This is a genomic window from Actinosynnema sp. NPDC037264 (genome assembly GCF_055603705.1).
In genome coordinates, this window is record NZ_JBVJVK010000031.1 from 38493 (window position 1) to 58496 (window position 20004).

Genomic DNA, 20004 nt, shown 5'->3' on the forward strand with positions numbered 1-20004 from the left:
GTGCAGTGCAACAAGTTGCATAGGTAGCGCGAAAGCCCGGCAGCCCGGCGCGTGGACGGCGCCGGGCTGCCGGGATCAGGTCGTCGCCCGGCTAGAAGGCGTCCACGACGCAGGTGCTCGCCACGAAGCCGTCGATCGCGCCGTCGTTCTCCAGGTCGACCGCGATCCAGCCGTTGGCGTTGGTGACGCCGCACGCGCTGTACCGCCCGCCTGCCTCCAGCCACCCGCAGGCCAGCAGATCGCCCCGGTACACCGTGTCGATGACGCCGTAGTTGGTGCCGGGGCCGCTCCGGACGTTGAGCCTGTCGGTGTCGACCTCCACCCAGCCGGTGCTGCAGGTGGCGGCGGGCCGCGGGGCCTGCCGGTCGGACCCCGGGTCCTGCGCCGCGCCGGCGACGCCGCCGAAGGTCAACCAGCCGAACAGCGTCACGCCGACGGCGATCACGGACTTTGCCTTGTTCATCACTACCGCCTCGTTCGATCGGTGTCAGGTCCGGCGGGGACCGGTGCGCGGGTCGGCCACGGCGGTGGGGGTCGCCGAACGTGGTGGTCGCCGCGCCGGGCCCACGATGGCGTACCCATGGTGTGAACCTCTTGCAGAGTTCCTGCACGGCGCTGGTACGGGCGCTATGCCTGGTGTCGGGGAGAGAGGTCTCGGCGCACGGGGGTGAGGGGCGTGGCGGTCGTGTTGCGCTTGTTGGGGGAGGTGACCGCCGAGGTCGACGGGCGGCCGGTGGACCTGGGCGCGCCCAGGCAGCGGTGCGTGCTGGCCGCGCTGGCGGTCGACGTCGGCCGGGCGGTGCCGGTGGACCGGCTGGTCGAGCGGGTCTGGGGCGGGGAGGTCGCCAGACGGGCGCCGGCCACCCTGCACAGCTACATCTCGCGGCTGCGGCGGGCGCTGACCGGCGCGGACGGGGTGGCGATCGTGCGCCGGTCCGGCGGGTACGCCCTGGTCGCCGACGCGGTGGTGGACCTGCACCGGTTCCGCCTGCTGTGCGGTCGCGCCCGCGAGGACGACGCCGTGCGGTCGTTGACCGAGGCGCTCGCGTTGTGGCGCGGTGAGGCGCTGACCGGCCTGGCCGGCGAGTGGGTGGGCGCCGTGCGCGACCGGTTGCGGCAGGAGCGTTCGGCCGCCGAGCACGACCTGGTGGACGCCCGGCTGCACGCGGGGGAGGGCGCGGAGCTGGTGGCGGAGCTGTCCGCGCGCGCCGCGCGGCACCCGTTGGACGAGCGGGTGGCGGGCCAGTACCTGCTGGCCCTGCACCGGGCCGGGCGCACCCCGGACGCCTTGGCGCACTACCGGCAGGTCCGCACGCGGTTGGTCGAGGAGCTGGGCGCCGAGCCCCGGGAGGCGCTGCGGGAGCTGCACCGGCGGATCCTCGCCGCCGACCCGGCGCTCGCCGCGTCGCCCCCGTGCGCCGCGGCGGTGGTGCCGCGTCAGCTGCCGGCCGCGCCCGTGCCGTTCGTCGGCCGGCGCGACGAGCTGGCCCGGCTCGACGTCGTGGGAACGGCCGTCACCGCCGTCGTCGGCGCGGGCGGCATCGGCAAGACGTGGCTGGCGCTGCACTGGGCGCACCGGCGGCTCGACCGGTTCCCCGACGGCCAGCTGTTCGTCGACCTCGGCGGTGACGGCGCGCCGATGGACCCGGTGGTGGCGGTGCGCGGGTTCCTGGACGCGCACGGCGTCGACCGGCAGCCGACGGACCCGCACGCCCGGGCCGCCCTGTTCCGCAGCCTGGTCGCGCAGCGGCGGATGCTGCTGGTCCTGGACAACGCCGCCGACACGGCCCAGGTCACCCCGCTGCTGCCGGGTGGCCGGTCGTGCGCGGTGATCGTGACCAGTCGCGACAGCCTGCCGGGGCTGCTCGTCGGGCACGGCGCCGCGCACGTGCCGCTGGACGTGCTGTCCAGGACGGAGTCCCACGCGTTCCTGACCGCGCGACTCGGCGCGGCCCGGGTGCGGGAGGAACCCCGTGCGGTGGCGGAGCTGGTGGGTCTGTGCGGCGGGTTCCCGCTGGCGCTGGGCATCGCCGCGGGCTACGCGTGCACCCGCCCGCGCCTGCCGCTGAGCGCGCTGGTCGCCGAACTGCGGGAGTTCGACCTGACCTCGTGGACCGACGGAGACCTCGCGCCGGGCCCGTGCGGCGTCCCGTCGTGGCGTCGCCGGACCTCCCGGGACCAGGGCCGCCTGGCCTCCCTCTCGGTCCTGGCGCCGACCTCCTGCCCCACGACCGACCGCTTCGGTTCGACGGGTGACTGCGGAGCGGCCGGGCGCGCCGATCGCTGGACCGGGCCACGGGTTCGCTGACCGGCACCGCCCCCCGCCGAGGCTGCCCCCACCCAACGACCCCCATTACCTCGGCCGCGCCGGAGCTGACCGGTCAGGTGGGCGGCTCGTGGCGACGGGTGGCCGGACCGGGCCGCCGGGTCAGTCGGTCGGGTCCGGACGGCGGGCGGCGATCAGCACTTCCAGGCCGTCCAGGATCCGGTTCAGGCCGAACGCCCAGCCGTTGTCGCGGGGTGCGCCGTTGATCGACCGCGCCGCCTCGTGCAGCGCCGGGAAGCGGTCGCGGTGCTCGTGCAGGACGGTCCGCAGCTGCTTCTGCTCCGTCCACGGCTGCGTGCCCGCCGTCGCGCCCGACTGCGTGTTGCGGATGTGCCCGCTGAGCAGGAACACCGCGTCCATCCGCTCGCCGCCGTCGAGCCCGGTGCCGTCGAGCGCGGCCACCGCGGCCTCCGTCCAGCCCACCTCGCGCGGACCGGTCAGGCGCTCACCGGTCGTCGCGGCCGGCAGCCACGGGTGACGTCGCCACGTCTCCCGCATCAGGTCGGCCCACCTGACCAGGCTCGGCCGCCACCCGCCCGGCACGCCGCTCAGGTCCGGCGGCTCGCCGACGGCCGACTCGATCATCACCGCGACCAGCTCCGCCTTGCTCGCGACGTGCCGGTACAGCGCCATCTTCGTGACGTCCAGCCTGGCGGCGACCTGCTGCATCGACACCGACGCCATGCCCTCCGCGTCGGCGACCTCGATCGCCGCGGCGGCGATGCGGTCGACGGTGAGCGCGAGCCTGGCCGGCCGTGCGGGCTTGTCCCGCGAACCCCACAGCAAGTCCACGCCCTGGTCCTCGCTCGCCATCCGCTCACCGGCTTCCGAAATCGGGGGTTGCTCACGTTGTCGATCTGTGTCTATCGTACACCCAGTGTCCGACGGACACACAAGTATCCGCAGGACACGCCGGTGTCCGCCTGTGCCAATGGGGGCTGTAGACCATGTCCGTGAAGATCTTCGTGAACCTGCCGGTGACCGACCTGACCAAGTCGATCGAGTTCTTCGCCGCGCTCGGCTTCGCGCACAACCCGCAGTTCACCGACGAGAACGCGTCCTGCGTCGTGTTCAGCGACACCGTCTACGCGATGCTGGTGACCAAGCCGTTCTTCAAGACGTTCACCACCAAGGAGATCGCCGACGCCGCCACGACCACGGAGGCGATCGTGGCGCTGTCCCTGGACAGCCGCGAGCAGGTCGACGAGGTGGCGGACAAGGCGCTGGCCGCGGGCGGCGGGTTCGTCCGGGACGCCGAGGACCACGGCTTCATGTACGGCCGCAGCTTCGAGGACCTCGACGGCCACATCTGGAACCTGTTCTGGATGGACGAGGCCGCGGCGCAGGGCTGAGCCCCGGCCGGGACGCGGACGCCCGGCTGATCACCCGAGCCTGAAGGACCGGGCCGGGTGATCAGCCGGTGACCGGCCGGCGTCAGCCGAGCTGCCACTGCTGGTCGGCCGCGCCGACGCAGTCCCACATCACGACGGCGGCGCCGTTGCCCCGGTTGGCGGCGGGGATCGTCAGGCACTTGTCGTTCGAGTTCCGCAGCTCGCTGCCGTTGAACCGCCACTGCTGCCCCTGGCAGTCCCACTGGTTGAGGCCCGCGCCGTTGGCGCCGTTGCCGTCGTTGACGTCGAGGCACCTGCCGCTGAACACGTTGCGGTACTCGCTGCCGTTGCTCTCCCACCTCTGGCCGTCGCCACCGGTGCAGGTCCACATGGCCACGGCGCCGCCGTTGGCCGTGTTGCCGCCCCGGACTTCAAGGCACAACCCGCTCAGCCTCGAGACGATCTGGACGCCGACCTCCGCCTGCTCGGACCGCGGCTGCGGCGCGGTGCCCGCCGAGGCCGACGCGCTGACGAGACCGCCGACCGCCAGCGCCGCGGCGGCCACGCCCGTGAGAAGCCCTTTCGAACCGGACCGGATCATGGTGTCCTCCCCTTGAACCCCTGGTGCAGGTCCGCGCTGCCACGCGACCTGCGCTGAACCCTCCGCCGGGTGGCGGCTCGGCGGGTATCCCGAAAGTTGGGGGTGCCGGGCGGGCGACCGCGGCGTTGCGGGGCGGTCGCGAACGGCTCACACTGCGCGGTGTGAGCCGTTCGGGGGAGCGGTTGCTGCGCGAGCTGACCGCGGCGACCGGACAGGGTGCGAGCTGGGCCGAGTCCGGCGCGGAACTCTCACGGGCCGTCGCGTCCGTGGTGCCGCACGACGGGGCGCGCTTGACGGGTCTGGGTCCGGCGACCGGGTTCGGACCGGCTTCGTTCAGCTTCTGGCACGGTTACGAAGCGGACTTCGGCCAGGGGTTGCTGCGCGGTTGCCACACGGGCCAGGACCCGTGCCTGCGCGAGGACCTCGCGCGGCGACCGGTCCCGGTCGACGTGGTGGCGGGCGCGGGCGACGGCCCTCGGCACCGCGCGGTGCGGCGGCTGTTCGCCGATCACGGCGTCCAGAGCGAGCTGCGGCTGCTGCTGCGGGACGCCCGCGGCGTGTGGGGGACGCTCGGCCTGATCCGGGCGCGCGGCGCCCGGCCGTTCAGCGACGAGGACCTCGGCAACGCCGCGCGGCTCGGACCGACGTTGGTGGCGTTCCTCCGCCGGTACGTGACCGCGGGCCCGCTGGTGCCCGCCGCGGAGAGCCCGCCGCCGGGCGTGATCGTCCTCGGCCCGGACCACGAGATCAGAGCGGCCACTCCGGCGGCGCTCGCGTGGCGGGAGCGGCTGCAGAGCCGCCTGCGCGCTCCTGAGTGGACCGGCAGGTCCTTCTTCGCCGGGATGTCCGCCTCGGCCCGCGCCCCGGCGGGCGCGCCGCTGGTGCTGGGCCCGGCGGCGAGCTACGGGCGGTGGGTCGCGTGCCAGGCGGAGCGGCTGGACGCCGACGGCGCGGGCGACGTGGCGGTCGTCATCCAGGCGGCCACGGCCGCGCAGCTGCTCCCGTCCTTCTGCTCCTGGTACGGCATCACGGCCCGCGAGCGCCAGGTCGTCGAGCAGTTGCACGCGGGTGCGGCGCCCAAGCACATCGCCCGCAGGCTCGACCTGTCGGTGCACACGGTCAACGACCACCTGAAGGCGATCTTCCGCAAGACCGGCGCCCGGGGCCGCGACGAGCTCATCGCCGCGATCAACTGACCGTGCCGCCGGACGCGGCGGCGCGGGCGCAGGAACCCGCGCCGCCGCCCGGCTCCGGTCAGAACTGCAAGGACCAGCCGTTGATCCGGCCGGTGTCCGCGGACGCGACGTCCTGCACGCGCAGCTTCCACGTGCCGTTGGCGACCTCCGAGGACGCGTTCACGGTGTACGTGGTGACGATGTTGTCCGCGCTGTCGTTGCTCGACGCCTTCACCCGGTACGCCGAGCCGTCCGGCGCGATCAGGTCGATCACCAGGTCACCCCGGTAGGTGTGGGTGATGTCCACGCCGACCGCCAGCGCCGACGGCGCGTTGCCCGCGACGCCGGAGACCGTGATCGGGCTCTCGACCGTGGTCAGGTCGGGGATGGTCACGTCGGTCGCGTTCTCGAACCGCGGCCCGGGCGGGTTGCCGCCGGAGCCCGCCAACGTCCACAGGGCGTACGCGATCGCGTCGGTGTTGCGGTCCAACGCGGTGACGTCGACGTTGCTGATCGTGTCGCACGAGCGGTGGTAGCAGCGGTCGAAGGCGACGCCCGCCGTGCCGCCCCACTTCTGCGCCTGCGCGGAGGTCTTGGTGACCTCGGCGCCGGTGAACGTGCCGCCGACCGGGATGCCGGACCGCGCGAACGCCGCGTGGTCGGACCGCCCGCCGACCGACGTCAGCTCGGTCGGCACGCTGAACGCCGCCTGCAACGTCTGCTGGAGCAGCAGCGACCCGGTCGGCTGGCCGGAGGCGCTGTAGACGAAGTAGCCCGGGTTCGGCGAGCCGATCATGTCGAAGTTCAGGTACGCCTTGATCTTCGACCGCTCGGTCGTCGGCAGGTTGTTCACGTAGTAGGTGGAGCCGATCAGGCCGAGCTCCTCCGCGCCCCACCAGCCGAACCGGACGTGCTTGGTCGGGGCCAGGCCCTGCCGGGCCACGGTCAGCGCGACCTCCAGCAGGCCCGCCGAGCCGGTGCCGTTGTCGTTGATGCCCGGACCCGCGCTCACGCTGTCCAGGTGGCCGCCGAGCATCAGCACGTCGTTCGGGTCGCCGCCGGGCCAGTCCGCGATCAGGTTGTAGCCGGTCGCGCCGCTGGTGGTGAACTGCTGCACGGACGTCTGGTACCCGGCCGCGTCCAGCTTCGCCTTGACGTGGTTGACCGACGCCAGGTACCCGGGCCAGCCGTGCGCCCGGTTCCCGCCGTTGTCGGTGGCGATGGTCTGCAGGTCGTTCAGGTGCGCCTGGACGTTGGCCACCGGGATGTCCGGCACGGCCACCGCGCTCACCGGGGCCGCGGTGGCGACGGGTGGGCTCAACAGGGCGGCGGCGAGCAACAGGGCGCTCGCCACAGGGGTCGTCCTTCTCAAGGACATGGCTGCCTCCGCAGGGTTTAGGGATGGCCACGCACGAGCGTGCGGGCTGTGCCACCCCCGCGGTAGCGACTTTCGTCGTGGCACGTTCGGACGCAGACCGGGCGGCGCCGCCTGCTCGACGGCTCGGCGCGGACCTGGTCCGACCGCGCGCGGCACGGTGGCGTTACTGCTGGGCGCGCTGGGCGCGGGCCCGCCGCTTGCCCTCGTGCATCGCCTGGACGCGGGCCACCGGGATGGTGTGCCCCTCGGCGACCAGGTCGTCCGGGAGCTTCTGGGGCGCGGGCAGCCGGGAGTGCCACGGGTCGCCGTCGCCGAGCAGCGCCGGCGCGGTCTTCACGGTGAAGTCGGCGGGCGTCACGGAGTCGAGGTCGTCCCAGTCCACCGGGAACGACACCGTGGCGCCCGGCCGGATCCGGGGGCTGTACGCCGCGGCCACGGTCGAGCCGTAGGCCCGCGTCGAGTCGAGGAACACCCGCCCGCCCCGGTCGTCCTTGATGAACGCCGTGGTCGCCAGCTCCGGGTCGAGGCGCTCGGCCCGCGCCGCCAACGCCCGGGTCGCGGCGGCCACGTCGTGGTCCACGCCCTCCACGGGCACGAACACGTGCACGCCCTTGGATCCGCTGGTCTTCACCACACCGGTCAGCCCGTCGTCGGCCAACGCCCGCCGCACGAGCTTCGCCGCCGCCACGACCACGTCGAAGCCCGAGCCCTCCGGCGGGTCGAGGTCGAGCACGAGGTAGTCGGGCCGGTCGAACGCGTCGGCCGGCGCCGGCGTCACGTGGTACTCGACCGCGCGCTGGTTGGCGAACCACAGCAGCGTGCGCCGGTCCTCGCACAGCGCGTACCGGATCTCCCGCTTGGACGTCTCCGCCCACAGGGGCACGGTCCGCACCCACGGCGGCGTGTACTTCGGCAGGTTCTTCTGGGTGAACGGCTCCTGGCCCGGCCGCACCCGCACCACCGACAGCGGTCGCCCGGCCAGGGCGGGGATGATCCGGTCGCGCACCGCGTCCAGGTAGTCGACCAGGTCGCCCTTGGTCGCGTCGGCGCCGTCGAACAACGGCTGGTCGAGGTTGGTCAGCGCCACGCCGTCCCGCTCTTCACCCATCGCACCACCTTTGCGGTTGACCGTGCCGCGGGCAAGCGGGACACGGCCCGCTCCGCGAGGAACGGGCCGTGCCCGGGGTTCGATCAGGCGGGGAGCCGCCAGACCTGGTTGGTGGCGGCGAAGCAGTCCCAGATCTGCAACCGGGTGCCGTCGGCCGAACTGGGGCCGGTGGCGTCGAGGCAGCGGCCGGAGGCGGGGTTGCGCAGCGTGCCGTCGGAGCCGGCCTGCCACTTCTGCGCGCCGGTGCCGTTGCAGTCCCACAGCTGGATCACGGTGCCGTTGGCGGTGCCCGCGCCCGCCACGTCCAGGCACTTGCCGAGGGCGCGCAGCGAGCCGTCGCCGGAGACGGTCCAGCTCTGCGCGGTGGTGCCGTTGCACGTCCAGAGCTGGATGGCGGTGCCGTTGGCGGACGACGCACTGGCCACGTCGACGCACTTGCCCGCGATGCCGGTGATGGGACCGGTGCGGCCGGGCGGGGTGGTGCCGCCCATGACCGTGTCGTAGATGGCGCTGAGCAGGGAAGTGCTGCCGGTGGTGTCCTGCGACAGCTCCCAGTTCATCACGCCGCCGGCGTTGGCCATGGCCCACTGGGTCTTGCGCTTGATGGTGGGCACGCCGTTGTAGCACTGCTGCACGCCGCTGACGGTGACGCAGTCGCGGTTGGCGTTGGCCGGGTCCATGGCGACCAGTTGCGCGTAGGTGTAGTAGTTCGGCCTGCTGTAGAACGGCACGCCGAGCACGGCCTTGGCGGCGGGCAGGCCGCGCGACTTCCAGTAGTTGACGGTGCCGATGGACCAGTCGTAGTTGGCGTGCGGGCTGCCGCCGTCGTAGGCCATGATGTTGAGCCAGTCGACCTGGCCGAACACGGCGGTCTGGACGCCTTCCGCGGTGCCGCCGCCGGACACGACCGCGGCCGTGAGGAGCTTGCCGCGGCTGTGCATGGCGGTGCTGAGCTGGCCCATGAGGGCGGTGAAGTTGGTCGCCGACGCGCCGGGGTCGGGGTACTCCCAGTCGATGTCGACGCCGTCGAGGTTGTGCTGGTTGACGGCGTTGACGACGGCGTTGACGAACGTGGTGCGGCTGGTGGCGTTGGCGGCCAGGGCCTCGAACGCCGAGTCGTTGCCGTCGTTCCAGCCGCCGATGGCCAGCGAGACGCGCACGCCGTTGGCGTGGGCCAGGGAGACCAGGGACGCGAGCTTGCCCGGGTCGGGGATGGCCTGGAGCGTGCCGTTCGAGTTGGGCAGGGTGAACGCGTAGTTGATGTGGGTGAGCTTGGTGTACTGGACGGCGTTGACGCTGCCCGCCCACGACGGCAGGTAGCCGACGCTCTTGAAGCCGTTGGGCAGGACGGTGGCCTGAGCCGCCGGCGCGGTGGCGACGGCCACCGCGAGGCCGGCCGCCGCCGTGGCGAGGGCGAGGCCCGCGGCGCCCCACCGGGTCGACGCGCGCCGTGATGGTGCAGGGGACTGCATGGACGTGGTCCTTTCACAGGGAGGTCCACGGCCGTCGTCCGCGCGGTGGCGGCGGGTTCCGCGCGGTCGCCGGCCGGGGACTGGCAGCCGCGCCCGACCTTACTGGCGTACTTGATTCAAGTCACGATAAAAGTCGCCCGGCACCGTGATGACGAGTTGCCGCAGGCGGGAGGGGTCGGCGATGACGTCGTAGGCGGCGATCCGGTCGTCCCGGACCGTGACGGTGAGGGCGAGCCGGAGCCGTCCGCGCGGTGCGACGACGATGCCGACGCGTCCGTCCACGAGGGCCGGTCCGGCGTGGCGCGCGTTCGCGGTGAGGACGACGGTCTCGGCGGCGACGGCGTGCGCACCGCGGACCTCGGCCGCCGCGCCGGGTGGCAGCACGGCGGGGTCGGCGCGGCGGACGACGTCGGGATCGAGCACGGCGAGCAGGGCGTCGAAGTCGCCCGCGCGGGCGGCGGCGAGGAACGCCTCCACGACGTGCCGGTGGCGGGTGAGCTCGGGCTCGGGGAGCGCGGTCGTGCCGCGGACCTTGTGCCGGGCGCGGCTGGCGATCTTCTTCGTGGTGGCCGTGCTGCGGCCGACGATCGGCGCGATCCGCTCGAACGGCACGGCGAACGCGTCGTGCAGCACGAACGCGACGCGTTCGGCGGGCCCGAGCGTGTCGAGCACGACGAGCAGCGCCCGTCCGATCGAGTCGGCCAGCACCGCCTCGGTCTCCGGGTCGTCGTCGGCGGGCAGGTCGGGCACCTGCTCGACCACGTCCTCGCGGCGGGTCCGGCGGTGGCGGAGCACGTCCAGGCACACCCGGGAGACCACGGTGCGCAGCCAGGCGGCGAGGTTGTCGATCCCGTCGGCGTCGACCCGGCGCAGCCGCAACCAGGTCTCCTGGACGGCGTCCTCGGCCTCGGGCAGGGAGCCCAGCATCCGGTGGGCGACCGCGCGCAGGTGCCCGCGGTGCGCCTCGAATCGGTCCGCCAGGTCGTCGTGCATCGGTCCCCTCCCGGTCGTCTACCGGGTGGACGAGCCGGAGCGGCGAAAGGTGACGGGCTCGACGGCCCGCCGTCGACGTGGTAGCCAGAGGTCGACTCACGGCCGCCGCCGGAGACGCGAGGAGCGATCGCATGGGTAAGCGCCTGATGGCGGTGGGTGTCGCGCTCGCCTGCCTGGTCGGGGTGCAGGTCGGCGCGGCGCGGGCGGTGGCGGCGGAGCTGTCCGCCGCGGTCAGTCGGTCGTCGGTGTGGAGCACCGGGTACGGCGGGCAGGTCGTGCTGACCAACACCGGTGACGTGGAGAGCACCGGCTGGGTGGTCGAGTTCGACCTGCCGCCCGGGTCGTCGGTGAGCAACGCGTGGAGCTCCGTGCTCACCCGCGACGGGCAGCACTACCGGTTGGCCGACGCGGGCTACAACGGCCGCGTCCGGCCCGGTGGCACGGCGAGCTTCGGGTTCACCGTCACCGGTCTCGGCCTGCCGACCGGCTGCACGGTCGGCGGCACGCCGTGCGACGGCGGAGGTCCGGTCCCCGACACGTCCGCGCCCACCGTTCCGGTCGGTGCGCGGGTGACGGGCGTGACGGCGAGCTCGGTGTCGTTGGCGTGGGAGGCGTCGAGCGACGACGTCGGCGTCACCGACTACCAGGTGCTGCGCGGCACGACCGTGGTCGCGTCGGTGACGTCCACCGCCGCGACCGTCGGCGGCCTGCTGCCGGGCACGGCGTACGCGTTCACCGTGCGGGCGCGCGACGCGGCGGGCAACGTCTCCGGCGCGAGCGCCGAGGTGGCCGCCACGACCGGTGCGGGCTCCGGCGGGTCCACCGTGGACGTCGCCACGGCGGCGCAGCTCCAGGCGGCCCTGGCCGGCGCCGTGGCGGGGCAGACCATCCGGATGGCCGCCGGCGTGTACCGGGGTTCGTTCGTGATCACCCGGCCGGGCGCCGCCGGCGCTCCGGTCACGCTCACCGGTCCGGCCGACGCGGTGCTGGTCAACGACGGTCCGTCGGGTTCCGCGCCGGGCTGCCCGACGCCGACACCGGGCTGGGATCCCGGCTACGGGCTGTGGCTGCACGACGCGCCGCACTGGAACCTGGTCGGGTTCACCGTGCGGGAGTCGAAGAAGGGCATCGTCGCGGACAACTCGCACCACACCGTGATCGACCGCGTGCACGTGCACCACGTGGACGAGGAAGCCGTGCACTTCCGGCGCTCGTCGGCCGACGGCGTCCTGCGCGATTCCACGATCAGCCACACGGGACTCGGGCAGCCGGGGTACGGCGAAGCCGTCTACCTCGGGTCCGCCAATTCGAACTGGGCCTGCCACGGCAATTCCGGCGGCGTGGACCGCAGCGACCGGGTGCACGTGCTCGGCAATCGGATCGGGCCGGGTGTCGCGGCCGAGCACGTCGACGTCAAGGAAGGCACGGTCGGCGGCGTGATCCGGGGCAACGCGTTCGACGGGACCGGCATCTCGGGCCAGAACTCGGCGGACTCGTGGGTCGACGTGAAGGGCACCGGTTACACGATCGAGGGCAACACCGGCACGTTCGCCGCACCGGGGACCTTCGCCAACGGCTACGAGACGCACAACCCCGCCACCACGCCGTCCTCCGCCAACGGGTGCGGCAACGTGTGGCGGGACAACCGCTCGGACCTCGGCGGCGTCGGCCAGTACGCGATCCGGATCACCTCCACGTCGAAGTGCGCCGGCGTGCCGAACGTGGTGCACGCGTCGAACACCGCGACCCGTGCGGTGATCGGTCTGACCAACATCGCGATCACCCCGTGACGGGGCCGCGGGTCGGTGGGTCGATCGGCTGCGCGACCGTCGCCGCGCAAAGGGGAAACGCAATTCCGGACGCCGATCGGAATCGTGGTGCGGGCTTTTAGGTTAGGCTCCCCTTAATGATTTCGTGTTGCGGTACCCGGTGGTCGGTGGCAACGTCCCGGACAGGGAACCTGCTGTCCAGAGGAGTGGTCATGACCACCACGGAAATGCCGGCCGTCAACTCGTGCACGGTCACGGGTTGTTCGTACAACCACGATGGTTGTCACGCTTTCGCGATCACCGTGAGCGGCGCGAACGGGGCGGCCGACTGCGGAACGTTCATCCCCCTGGCCCGCAAGGGCGGCCTGCCCAAGGTCGTCGCGCAGGTCGGCGCGTGCTCGCGCACCGACTGCATCCACAACGCCGAACTGGAGTGCACCGCGTCCGGCGTGCGCGTCGGGCCCGGACAGGGAGACCACGCCGCCAACTGCCTCACCTACACCAGGGCGAAGGACACGGCGAGCCCCACGATGTCCTGAAGCGCGCACGACCGCCGCCGGCCGGTCAGCACCCCTCAGAGCTGACCGGCCGGCGGGCCGTGACGGCGTCTCAGCGCCGTCGGCGGTGGTGCCGTGCGACCACGAGCGAGGCGGCCACCAGCACCAGGTTCTTCAGCACGAACTCACCCGTGACGCTGAGCAGCAGCGGGTTGCCGTGGCGGAACGCCACCGCCGGCTGCACCACCAGCACGAGGAACGTGCCGAGCAGGTGCAGCGCCGTCAGCGCCGCGACCACCCGCACCTGCACCGCCACGATCAGCGCCATGCCCGCCAGCACCTCGAACACGCCGACGGTCGGCACGAACCAGGACGCGGGCAGGAACGGCACGGTGTCGGCGACCAGGTCGCGCACCGGCGACGTGCCGGCGACCTTCAACACCCCGAACCACAGGAACACCACGCCCAGGGCGATCCGCAGCAGCGGGACGCTCAGGTCGAGCACGCCGTCCACCGCGCGTGACGCCCGGTCGAGCAGCGCCGTGCGCGTGGCCCCGGTGGGCGGCGCGTGGTCGGTCTTCGGCTCGCTGGTCAGCTCGCTGGTCATCCGTCATCCCCCCTCGTAGCGGTCGGGCTCAGGCGCCCGACCGGCGGGCGGCGGTGAGCGTGTCGCCCAACGACCGCAACCGCGTGTCCGTCCGCTGGACCTGCTCCGCGACCACGTCCAGCGCCCGGTCCAGGTGCGGGCGCACCGTCGCGGCCCAGTCGACGCCCGACGCCCGGTCACGGGCCTCCTGGGTCGGCTCCGGGAACGCCGCGGCCACCGCGTACACGACCGCGCCGAGCACCGCGTCCAGCACCAGCTCCGGCAGCAGCGACAGCACGAGGTTGGGCAGGTGCCCCGCCTCTTCGTCACCCGATCGGGGCTGCCACGGGTCGAGGTGCGGCCGGACCGTCTCCCACAGGCCCGCGTCGACCGCGCCCACGCCGTGCCTGCCGGCCCACTGCAACGCGTCCGCCCTGGTGACGGTGGCCGTCAGCACCTGGCGGGCGTCCGCGCCGATCCGCAGCAGCTCCGCCAGGTCCAGGTCCTCCGGCGTGCCCATCAGCGCCGGCCGCAGGTCCATCGCCACCTGGTGGTGCCAGCGCGTGGCCCACACCGCGCGCCACCACATGGCCTCCTGCGTGGTCGGTCGGGACAGCCACACCGCGATGTTGCGGAAGTAGGCCTTGATCTCCTCGTACGCGGCCTGACCCGCGGCCGACGCGGCGAACCCGACGCTCTTGATCGGGTCCTCCGGCACGGTCGGGTCGCCGACCAGGTTGACGTTGAAGAAGTGGTGCCACGTGGCGTCCACCGCCACCCGGCCGACGCCGACCTGGTGCCCGTCGTACGCGCCGATCGCGCCGAACGTGCTCGCGTCCAACCGCCCCTTGCGCGGGTCGCGGTCCGCGGCCCGGGAGTTGATCGTCGACCACGCCACGACCTCCGGCGCCAACCCCGCCGGGTACTCGGTCATCTCGTACCCGTCGAAGGTGAACGACCTGGTCAGGTCGTCCGGCACGTAGCACTCGCCCTCGTGCGGGTGGTCCGGCAGCACGCGGATCGTGCCGCGCGGTCCCGACAGCAGCGGGTGCGGGTAGCCCTGGTGCGCCCACTTCGGCGAGTCCGACGTCGCGTACATCCGCGGCGTGATGACCTGCGGGATGTCGTCGGACTGGTCGTTGAGCTGGAACAGCGGGTCGTGGCCCTCCGACAGCGTGTCGTTGCGGTCCGGGCCGTCGATCGACGGCGCGACCGGCTCGCCGTTCGGGCCGGGATCGGGCCAGTGCCACTTGCGCATGCTCCGCACGCGCGGCAGGTCGCCGCACATGGACACGCCCAGGTCCTCGTGGTCGCCGGTGGCGAACACGCCGCCGCCCGCGTCCATGAACTCCGCCAACGCGCGCAACTCGGTCTGGTCCAACGGCGGCCGGGGCGCGCGGGCCACGCCGAACAACCAGATCTGGTCGTACTGGCCCAGGTCGTGCCCGTCGAACCGGAACCCCGGGAGGTCCGCGGACAACGAGGGCAGGTTCTCCTCCCGGTGCGCCCGCGTCACCTCGAACCGGACCCACGGCCCGGGCGGCGTGGACAGCACGTCCACGAGGGTGGCCAGGCCGAAGTCGGCCCGGTCGAAGCTCGCCGTCCCATCGGTCACCATCAGGATCCGGGCGGCGTCCGGCTCGGCCAGGACGGACGTGTTCGGCATGGGTGCTCCCTCTCGGTTCACGGTGTCATCCCTTCGATCTCGACCAGCAGGTCCGGGCGGCAGACGTCGACGGTGAACACCGCGATGTCCGCGCGCCGGGAGAATTCGTCGCGGCACAGCCGCGTCACGAGGGGCACGTCCTCGGGTCGCTTGACGTAGACCTTGATCGCGCGCAGGTCGTCGAGGCGGTAGCCGCCGTCGATCCCGTGCCCGGTGAGGTTGTCCGCGCCGATGAGCGCGGCGATGTTGGCCAGCGTCACCTGGACCTGGCGCGCCACGTCGCCGGGCGCCACGGTGGCGTGGTCGAGGATGCTCGCGGTGCCCGACACGTACAGCGAGCCCCGACCCCGCTCCGGCTTCAGGTACGTCGCCCGCGCGAAGCTCGGCGGCCTCGGCCCGTACTGCTCCGGGTACTCGTGCGCGGGCACCTGCAACGGGTTCTCCAGGTGCACGGCCGTGTGCGACCGGTGCGCCAGGAAGTAGAACGCGACGCCGTCGCCCAGCGAGCCGATGCCGGTGGACGCCGGCATGGCGTGACCGCGCTCGTCGAACGCCTTGCCCCGGCCGACGCAGAAGTCCCGGTACACCTCGGTGCCGCGCGCGCTGGGCTCCGTGATGCCGTCGAGCATGTTCCACATGCGGAACACGTTCGGGTAGCCCAGGGCCTCGACCAGCTCGAACGCCGCCAGGTACGCCTGGTGAGCGGCCTCTTCGCAGTCCGCCGACGGCCCGATCCACCCGGCGCAGAACAGCACCTCGCCGTCGTGCGCGTAGAGCAGCCCCTTGTGCTCGCCGGTCCGGACCAGGCTCCCCTCGGTGTGCCAGACCTCCACGACCTCGGGCTCACCCGGCCGCAGCATGTGCAGCGGGAGGACCGGCAGGCCGTGCTCCCACCGCGGCCGGCCGCCCCTGGTCGAGTGGCGGACGGCGCCCAGCACGGTGTCGCCCGCCAGGACGGCGAAGTCCTCCGCCGTCCGGAACGTGCACGGCGGCGTCACTATCACGTTGCCACGCAATGTTTTTCCCCCTCTTGAAGTCGGACCGCACGCCACGCCGCGATCACGGCGAGCGCCTGTCCGGGATTGAGCCGGGGGTCGCAGAGGCTCGTGTACGAGCCGGTCGGGAAGTCGTCCCAACCGCATTCCGCGACCTCGTCCGGAGTGGTTTCCAGGTGCAGGCCGCCGGCCACCCCGCCGCCGGCGTCCACGGCGGCCCGGAAACCCGCGACCTCGCGGACCACCGTGGCGACCAGTCGGGTCTTGCGGCCCACGGCGTCGGTGACCGTGTTGCCGTGCATCGGGTCGCACAGCCAGATCACCGGGTGGCCGGCCGCGCGGACCGCGTCCACCAGCGGCGGCAGCAGCTCGGACACCGCGTCCGCGCCGAGGCGGGCGATCAGCGTGAGCCGACCCGGCTCCCGCTCCGGGTCGAGCCGCTCGCACAGCGCCCGCAGCTCGTCCGGCCGCATGACCGGGCCCACCTTGCAGGCGACCGGGTTCGCCACCGACGCCAGCAGCCGCACGTGCGCGCCGTCGACGTCGCGGGTCCGGTCGCCGATCCACGGCCAGTGCGTGGAGGTGAGCAGCGGGACGCCCCGGTCGTCCCGGCGCACCATCGGCAGCTCGTAGTCCAGCACCAGCGCCTCGTGGCTGGTCCACAGCGACGGGTGGTGGTGGCGCAGCAGCCCGGTCGCCGACCGCGCCGCGTGGTAGCCGGCGACGAGCCTGGCCGGGTCCGCGCGCCGGGCGGTCGGGTCCGCCTGCGGCGCGTTGACCAGGTCGCCCCGGTACACCGGCAGCTCCACCCCGTCGACCACCTCGGTCGGCCGCGAGCGCGGCTTGGCGAACTGCCCGGCCACCCGGCCGACCCGCACCACGGGCCGGTCGTCGTCGCCGAGCGCCGTCGCCAGCCGGTCGACCAGCGCCGCCTTGGGCGTCACGTGGCGCGGACCGCACTCGGCGAACGGCTCGGCGCAGTCACCGGCCTGCACGACGAGCCGCCGACCGGCCGCGACCTCGCCCAGTTCGCGCCGCAGCGCCGCCACCTCGCCGGGCGTCACCAGGCCGGCCAACCGCGCCAGCCTCGCCCGGAACGACCGCGCGCGGCGGTCCGGCCACGGCGGCTGCTGGGCGGCGGGCAGCGATCTCCAGTGCGCCGTCTCCCATTCGGACAACACCCTGGCGTGGCTGCGCGGAACTGGCTCCGTGGACACTCGCGCCTCCGTCGGTCTGGTTCGGTCGTCGGTTTTGTACGGCAATCATGCGGAAACGCGATGTGCCTTTTCGTCGGTCCCCGGGTGGATTCGCCGGGTCCGCTTTCCCGTGCTGCGTCGCCCGATCGAGGTAAACCCTGAGGGGGATCGTCAAGCTCCGACGCCGGGTGGACGATAGTTCGGGGAAGATGTGTTGCCATTGTTCCCAGCACGTGGAAATGCGTGCGCACCGAACGCGGGATGGCGTGACAAGGGGAGGGAATGGTGTCCGGTTCCAACGTGCGACTTGTCGTGTCGGTCCAGGCGCGCGCTTTCGAGGGCGAACCACTGGCGATCGGCCCGTGCGGCCACCTGCCGTCGTGCCGGAAGGAATCGGCCTGATGGACGGCGAGGGACGGCCACGGTGGTTGTCCCGCTTCACGGCGGTCGACGTCGCCCTGGCCGCCTCGGCCACCGCGGTGGACGTCTTCCTGTTCTCGGCGGTCAGCAACCGCACGCCGGCGGGCGCGGGTCTGTGGTTGTTCGTCGCCCTGGTCGCGGTCGGCTTCGCGGCGCTGCTGGTGCGGCGCAGGTACCCCGTGCTGGCGTTCGGGGTGGTGTGGGTGTGGGCGGTGCTCGTCATGCCGACGAACGAGCTGGAGTTCCGGCCGACCGCCGTGCCGTGCATGGCGTTGTTCGCCGTCGCGCTGCACGGGCGGCTGAAGGCGTCGGCGGGCGCGCTGCTCGCGTGCGCGGTGCTCGCCGTGCTGGCCGGGCTGACCGAGGCCGCGTCCCGGCCGCCCGAGGCGCGGATGGTCGCCACCTACGCCACGCTGGTGTTCTACCTGCTCGTGTACGGCTGCGTGTGGGCCGGCGGGCGGTGGGCGCGGCTGAGCCGGCAGCACGCCGAGGACCTGGAGTTCCGCCGCCGGGTGGAGGCGCACGAGGCGGTGATGGGGGAGCGGACCCGGATCGCGCGCGAGCTGCACGACATCGTGGCGCACTCGGTGACCGTGATGGTGTTGCAGGCGGCGGGCGCGCGGCGGGTGCTCGACAGCGACCCGGTGCGGGTCGGACAGGCGCTCGGCCACATCGAGGAGGCGGGCGAGCAGGCGATGGGCGAGCTGCGGCGGATGCTGACCGCGTTGCGGCTGAGCGACGACGACGAGGCGGGCGACGGGGTGACCGGCCGGCCGCAGCCGGGTCTGGCCGACGTGGAGCACCTGGTCGGCACGATCTCGGCGGCGGGGGTGCGCGTCCACACGCGGGTGGAGGGTGAGCCGGGTCGGCTCGCGGCCAGCGTGGACCTCGCCGCGTACCGGGTCGTGCAGGAGGCGTTGACGAACGTGACCAAGCACGTGGGGCCCGGCGCGGAGGTGGACGTGCGGCTGCGGTGGGAGCCGTGCGAGCTCACCGTCGAGGTCGCCGACGACGGTCGGGGACGGCGGCCGGAGCGGGCGCTGTCCACGAACCACGGTCTGGCCGGGCTCGTGGAGCGGCTGGCGATCGTGGGCGGGAGGTTGGCGGCCGAGCCCGCGCCGGCGGGCGGGTTCCGGGTGACGGCCGTGCTGCCGGTCGCCGGGCCGGTGGCGAGCGAGCCCGTGCGGGAACACCGGTGATCCGGGTGATGCTGGTGGACGACCAGCCGTTGGTGCGGGCGGGTCTGGCGATGCTGCTCGACGCCGAGCCGGACATCGAGGTGGTGGCCGAGGCGGACGAGGGGGCGGGCGCGGTCGCGCGGGCCGCGGAGCTGCACCCGGACGTGGTGCTGATGGACGTGCGGATGCCCGGCGTGGACGGGGTCGAGGCGACGCGGCGGATCATCGACGCGGACCCGGCGGGCGAGGACCACGCCACGAAGATCATCATCCTGACGACGTACCACGTCGACGAGGCGGTGTACGCGGCGCTGCGGGCCGGTGCGACCGGGTTCCTGCTCAAGGACGCGGTGCCGCGCGAGCTGGTCGACGCGGTGCGCACGGTGGCGTCCGGTGAGGCGTGGCTGGACCCGACCGTCGCGAAAGGACTGATCCGGGAGTTCGCGGCCCGGCCCCGGCACCAGTTGCCGACGTCGGCGGAGATGGGCGAGCTGACGGTGCGGGAGCGGGAGGTGCTGGTGCTCGTGGCGCACGGGTTCTCGAACCCGGAGATCGCCGGGCACCTCGTGGTCGGTGAGGCGACGGTGAAGACGCACCTGGGGCGGATCCTGATGAAGCTCGGGCTGCGCGACCGGGCCCAGGCGATCGCGGCGGCGTACCAGAGCGGCTTGGTCGTGCCGGGGAGCAGCCCGCCACCGCCGGCCGGGCGTCCGACTTGATCGTTACGGTTGGTCTTGGGGCGGTTGCGAAGCGGCGGTGCGCGGTACCGTGAGCCGTGCGCATCCGTCCGCGCCGGGCACAGGGCCGTGCCGAACCGAGCGTCGTGCTCGATCCGGCAGCGGCGGAACTCGTGCGGCTGGGTGCGTTGCTGGAGGTCGTGGTCCAGGCCGTGGCGTTGCAGGATCGGGCGGAGGCGGTGATCGCCGACTGCGCGCAACCCGGTGAGCCGTCGTGGGAAGTGGCGCGCAGCGGACGTGCCGTGGCGGCCCAGTACGGCCGGCTGTCCGGCTGGGCGGCGGACCTCGCGTGGCAGGCCGACCGTCCTCCGCCGCCGCAGCGGATCGTGGAGCTCATCCGCTACCACCTCGGCATGCTGGACTGCGCCCTGCGCCTGGCCTTCCCCCGCTACCGCACCGACCGCCTGGAAACCCGCCGCCTCGCCATGACCGGCCTGGGCGCCCCGGCCCGCGAACTGCGCGACCTGGAAACCGCCCTCCGCCACCGCATCACCACCCTCTCCGCTTAACCCACCCCGGGGGGGGGGGGGGGGGGGAAGGGGGGGGGGGGGGGGGGGGGGGGGGGGGGGGGGACGT

The 20004-nt window shown here is 73.4% G+C and carries 19 protein-coding genes; 8 read left to right on the forward strand and 11 right to left on the reverse strand.

The window, feature by feature from the left end; all coding sequences use genetic code 11:
- Positions 1-91 precede the first annotated feature (91 nt).
- Positions 92-463, reverse strand: coding sequence for an SH3 domain-containing protein (locus ACZ7GX_RS28290; RefSeq protein WP_498780967.1), 372 nt, complete (start codon positions 461-463; stop codon positions 92-94).
- A 213-nt stretch (positions 464-676) separates the two neighbouring features.
- Here ACZ7GX_RS28290 and ACZ7GX_RS28295 point away from each other — a divergent pair, with 213 nt between their 5' ends.
- A complete protein-coding gene (locus ACZ7GX_RS28295; RefSeq protein WP_498780969.1) occupies positions 677-2308 on the forward strand; it encodes an AfsR/SARP family transcriptional regulator in 1632 nt (543 codons plus the stop codon).
- 120 nt (positions 2309-2428) lie between these two features.
- On the opposite strand, the gene ACZ7GX_RS28300 is transcribed toward ACZ7GX_RS28295, so the two are convergent.
- Positions 2429-3139 carry a TetR/AcrR family transcriptional regulator gene (locus ACZ7GX_RS28300; protein ID WP_498780971.1) on the reverse strand — a complete coding sequence of 237 codons (711 nt, stop codon included), beginning with the start codon at positions 3137-3139 and terminating at the stop codon, positions 2429-2431.
- Between the two features lie 134 nt (positions 3140-3273).
- On the opposite strand from ACZ7GX_RS28300, the gene ACZ7GX_RS28305 reads away from it, so the two are divergent.
- On the forward strand, positions 3274-3678 hold the full coding sequence (locus ACZ7GX_RS28305) for a VOC family protein (RefSeq protein ID WP_498780973.1): 405 nt from the start codon (positions 3274-3276) through the stop codon (positions 3676-3678).
- A gap of 82 nt (positions 3679-3760) precedes the next feature.
- Here the strand turns inward: ACZ7GX_RS28305 and ACZ7GX_RS28310 are convergent, their stop codons facing one another.
- On the reverse strand, positions 3761-4258 hold the full coding sequence (locus ACZ7GX_RS28310) for an RICIN domain-containing protein (RefSeq protein WP_498780975.1): 498 nt from the start codon (positions 4256-4258) through the stop codon (positions 3761-3763).
- Positions 4259-4419: 161 nt separating this feature from the next.
- Here ACZ7GX_RS28310 and ACZ7GX_RS28315 point away from each other — a divergent pair, with 161 nt between their 5' ends.
- Positions 4420-5454 (forward strand): LuxR C-terminal-related transcriptional regulator, encoded by a 1035-nt coding sequence (locus ACZ7GX_RS28315; RefSeq protein ID WP_498780977.1) that lies wholly within the window; start codon positions 4420-4422, stop codon positions 5452-5454.
- A 58-nt stretch (positions 5455-5512) separates the two neighbouring features.
- Here ACZ7GX_RS28315 and ACZ7GX_RS28320 read toward each other — a convergent pair whose 3' ends face one another.
- The 4 genes from ACZ7GX_RS28320 to ACZ7GX_RS28335 form a co-directional block, all read right to left on the reverse strand.
- Entirely contained in the window at positions 5513-6787 is a 1275-nt protein-coding gene (locus ACZ7GX_RS28320; RefSeq protein WP_498780979.1) for a M28 family peptidase, read from the reverse strand.
- Positions 6788-6974: 187 nt separating this feature from the next.
- Positions 6975-7919 carry a DNA polymerase domain-containing protein gene (locus ACZ7GX_RS28325; protein WP_498780981.1) on the reverse strand — a complete coding sequence of 315 codons (945 nt, stop codon included), beginning with the start codon at positions 7917-7919 and terminating at the stop codon, positions 6975-6977.
- A gap of 83 nt (positions 7920-8002) precedes the next feature.
- Entirely contained in the window at positions 8003-9391 is a 1389-nt protein-coding gene (locus ACZ7GX_RS28330) for a glycosyl hydrolase family 18 protein (protein ID WP_498780982.1), read from the reverse strand.
- A gap of 99 nt (positions 9392-9490) precedes the next feature.
- Positions 9491-10384 (reverse strand): sigma-70 family RNA polymerase sigma factor, encoded by an 894-nt coding sequence (locus ACZ7GX_RS28335; RefSeq protein WP_498780984.1) that lies wholly within the window; start codon positions 10382-10384, stop codon positions 9491-9493.
- 131 nt (positions 10385-10515) lie between these two features.
- On the opposite strand from ACZ7GX_RS28335, the gene ACZ7GX_RS28340 reads away from it, so the two are divergent.
- Positions 10516-12174 carry a cellulose binding domain-containing protein gene (locus tag ACZ7GX_RS28340; RefSeq protein ID WP_498780986.1) on the forward strand — a complete coding sequence of 553 codons (1659 nt, stop codon included), beginning with the start codon at positions 10516-10518 and terminating at the stop codon, positions 12172-12174.
- A 191-nt stretch (positions 12175-12365) separates the two neighbouring features.
- Positions 12366-12692 (forward strand): DUF1540 domain-containing protein, encoded by a 327-nt coding sequence (locus ACZ7GX_RS28345; RefSeq protein WP_498780988.1) that lies wholly within the window; start codon positions 12366-12368, stop codon positions 12690-12692.
- A 70-nt stretch (positions 12693-12762) separates the two neighbouring features.
- On the opposite strand, the gene ACZ7GX_RS28350 is transcribed toward ACZ7GX_RS28345, so the two are convergent.
- From ACZ7GX_RS28350 to ACZ7GX_RS28365, 4 genes are read right to left on the reverse strand one after another with little or no spacing between them, the layout of a single operon-like run.
- Entirely contained in the window at positions 12763-13257 is a 495-nt protein-coding gene (locus tag ACZ7GX_RS28350; RefSeq protein WP_498780990.1) for a DoxX family membrane protein, read from the reverse strand.
- A gap of 28 nt (positions 13258-13285) precedes the next feature.
- Complete coding sequence (locus ACZ7GX_RS28355; protein ID WP_498780991.1) at positions 13286-14902, reverse strand: hypothetical protein; 1617 nt, start codon at positions 14900-14902, stop codon at positions 13286-13288.
- 17 nt (positions 14903-14919) lie between these two features.
- Entirely contained in the window at positions 14920-15906 is a 987-nt protein-coding gene (locus ACZ7GX_RS28360) for an FkbO/Hyg5 family chorismatase (protein ID WP_498780993.1), read from the reverse strand.
- The gene (locus ACZ7GX_RS28365; protein WP_498780994.1) at positions 15903-17114 is read right to left on the reverse strand and encodes a 3-deoxy-7-phosphoheptulonate synthase; all 1212 of its coding nucleotides are present in this window, start codon (positions 17112-17114) and stop codon (positions 15903-15905) included. The genes ACZ7GX_RS28360 and ACZ7GX_RS28365 overlap by 4 nt, the downstream gene beginning before the upstream one ends.
- Positions 17115-17494: 380 nt before the next feature.
- On the opposite strand from ACZ7GX_RS28365, the gene ACZ7GX_RS28370 reads away from it, so the two are divergent.
- From ACZ7GX_RS28370 to ACZ7GX_RS28380, 3 genes are read left to right on the forward strand one after another with little or no spacing between them, the layout of a single operon-like run.
- Positions 17495-18712 carry a sensor histidine kinase gene (locus ACZ7GX_RS28370; protein WP_498780995.1) on the forward strand — a complete coding sequence of 406 codons (1218 nt, stop codon included), beginning with the start codon at positions 17495-17497 and terminating at the stop codon, positions 18710-18712.
- Positions 18709-19410: a response regulator gene (locus tag ACZ7GX_RS28375; protein WP_498780997.1), complete on the forward strand. Its 702-nt coding sequence runs from the start codon at positions 18709-18711 to the stop codon at positions 19408-19410. Before ACZ7GX_RS28370 ends, ACZ7GX_RS28375 begins: the two co-directional genes overlap by 4 nt.
- Before the next feature lie 56 nt (positions 19411-19466).
- Positions 19467-19937, forward strand: a complete 471-nt coding sequence (locus tag ACZ7GX_RS28380; RefSeq protein WP_498780999.1) for a hypothetical protein — start codon at positions 19467-19469, stop codon at positions 19935-19937.
- The last annotated feature ends 67 nt before the right edge of the window (positions 19938-20004 follow it).

What these genes read in the sequence shown, in the direction of transcription:
- ACZ7GX_RS28325 (WP_498780981.1), bottom strand. Translation starts at nt 7,919, where the DNA reads ATGGGTGAAGAGCGGGACGGCGTGGCGCTGACCAACCTCGACCAGCCG.
- ACZ7GX_RS28335 (WP_498780984.1), bottom strand. Translation starts at nt 10,384, where the DNA reads ATGCACGACGACCTGGCGGACCGATTCGAGGCGCACCGCGGGCACCTG.
- ACZ7GX_RS28370 (WP_498780995.1), top strand. Translation starts at nt 17,495, where the DNA reads ATGGACGGCGAGGGACGGCCACGGTGGTTGTCCCGCTTCACGGCGGTC.
- ACZ7GX_RS28305 (WP_498780973.1), top strand. Translation starts at nt 3,274, where the DNA reads ATGTCCGTGAAGATCTTCGTGAACCTGCCGGTGACCGACCTGACCAAG.
- ACZ7GX_RS28350 (WP_498780990.1), bottom strand. Translation starts at nt 13,257, where the DNA reads ATGACCAGCGAGCTGACCAGCGAGCCGAAGACCGACCACGCGCCGCCC.
- ACZ7GX_RS28330 (WP_498780982.1), bottom strand. Translation starts at nt 9,391, where the DNA reads ATGCAGTCCCCTGCACCATCACGGCGCGCGTCGACCCGGTGGGGCGCC.
- ACZ7GX_RS28340 (WP_498780986.1), top strand. Translation starts at nt 10,516, where the DNA reads ATGGGTAAGCGCCTGATGGCGGTGGGTGTCGCGCTCGCCTGCCTGGTC.
- ACZ7GX_RS28300 (WP_498780971.1), bottom strand. Translation starts at nt 3,139, where the DNA reads ATGGCGAGCGAGGACCAGGGCGTGGACTTGCTGTGGGGTTCGCGGGAC.
- ACZ7GX_RS28355 (WP_498780991.1), bottom strand. Translation starts at nt 14,902, where the DNA reads ATGCCGAACACGTCCGTCCTGGCCGAGCCGGACGCCGCCCGGATCCTG.
- ACZ7GX_RS28290 (WP_498780967.1), bottom strand. Translation starts at nt 463, where the DNA reads ATGAACAAGGCAAAGTCCGTGATCGCCGTCGGCGTGACGCTGTTCGGC.
- ACZ7GX_RS28345 (WP_498780988.1), top strand. Translation starts at nt 12,366, where the DNA reads ATGACCACCACGGAAATGCCGGCCGTCAACTCGTGCACGGTCACGGGT.
- ACZ7GX_RS28310 (WP_498780975.1), bottom strand. Translation starts at nt 4,258, where the DNA reads ATGATCCGGTCCGGTTCGAAAGGGCTTCTCACGGGCGTGGCCGCCGCG.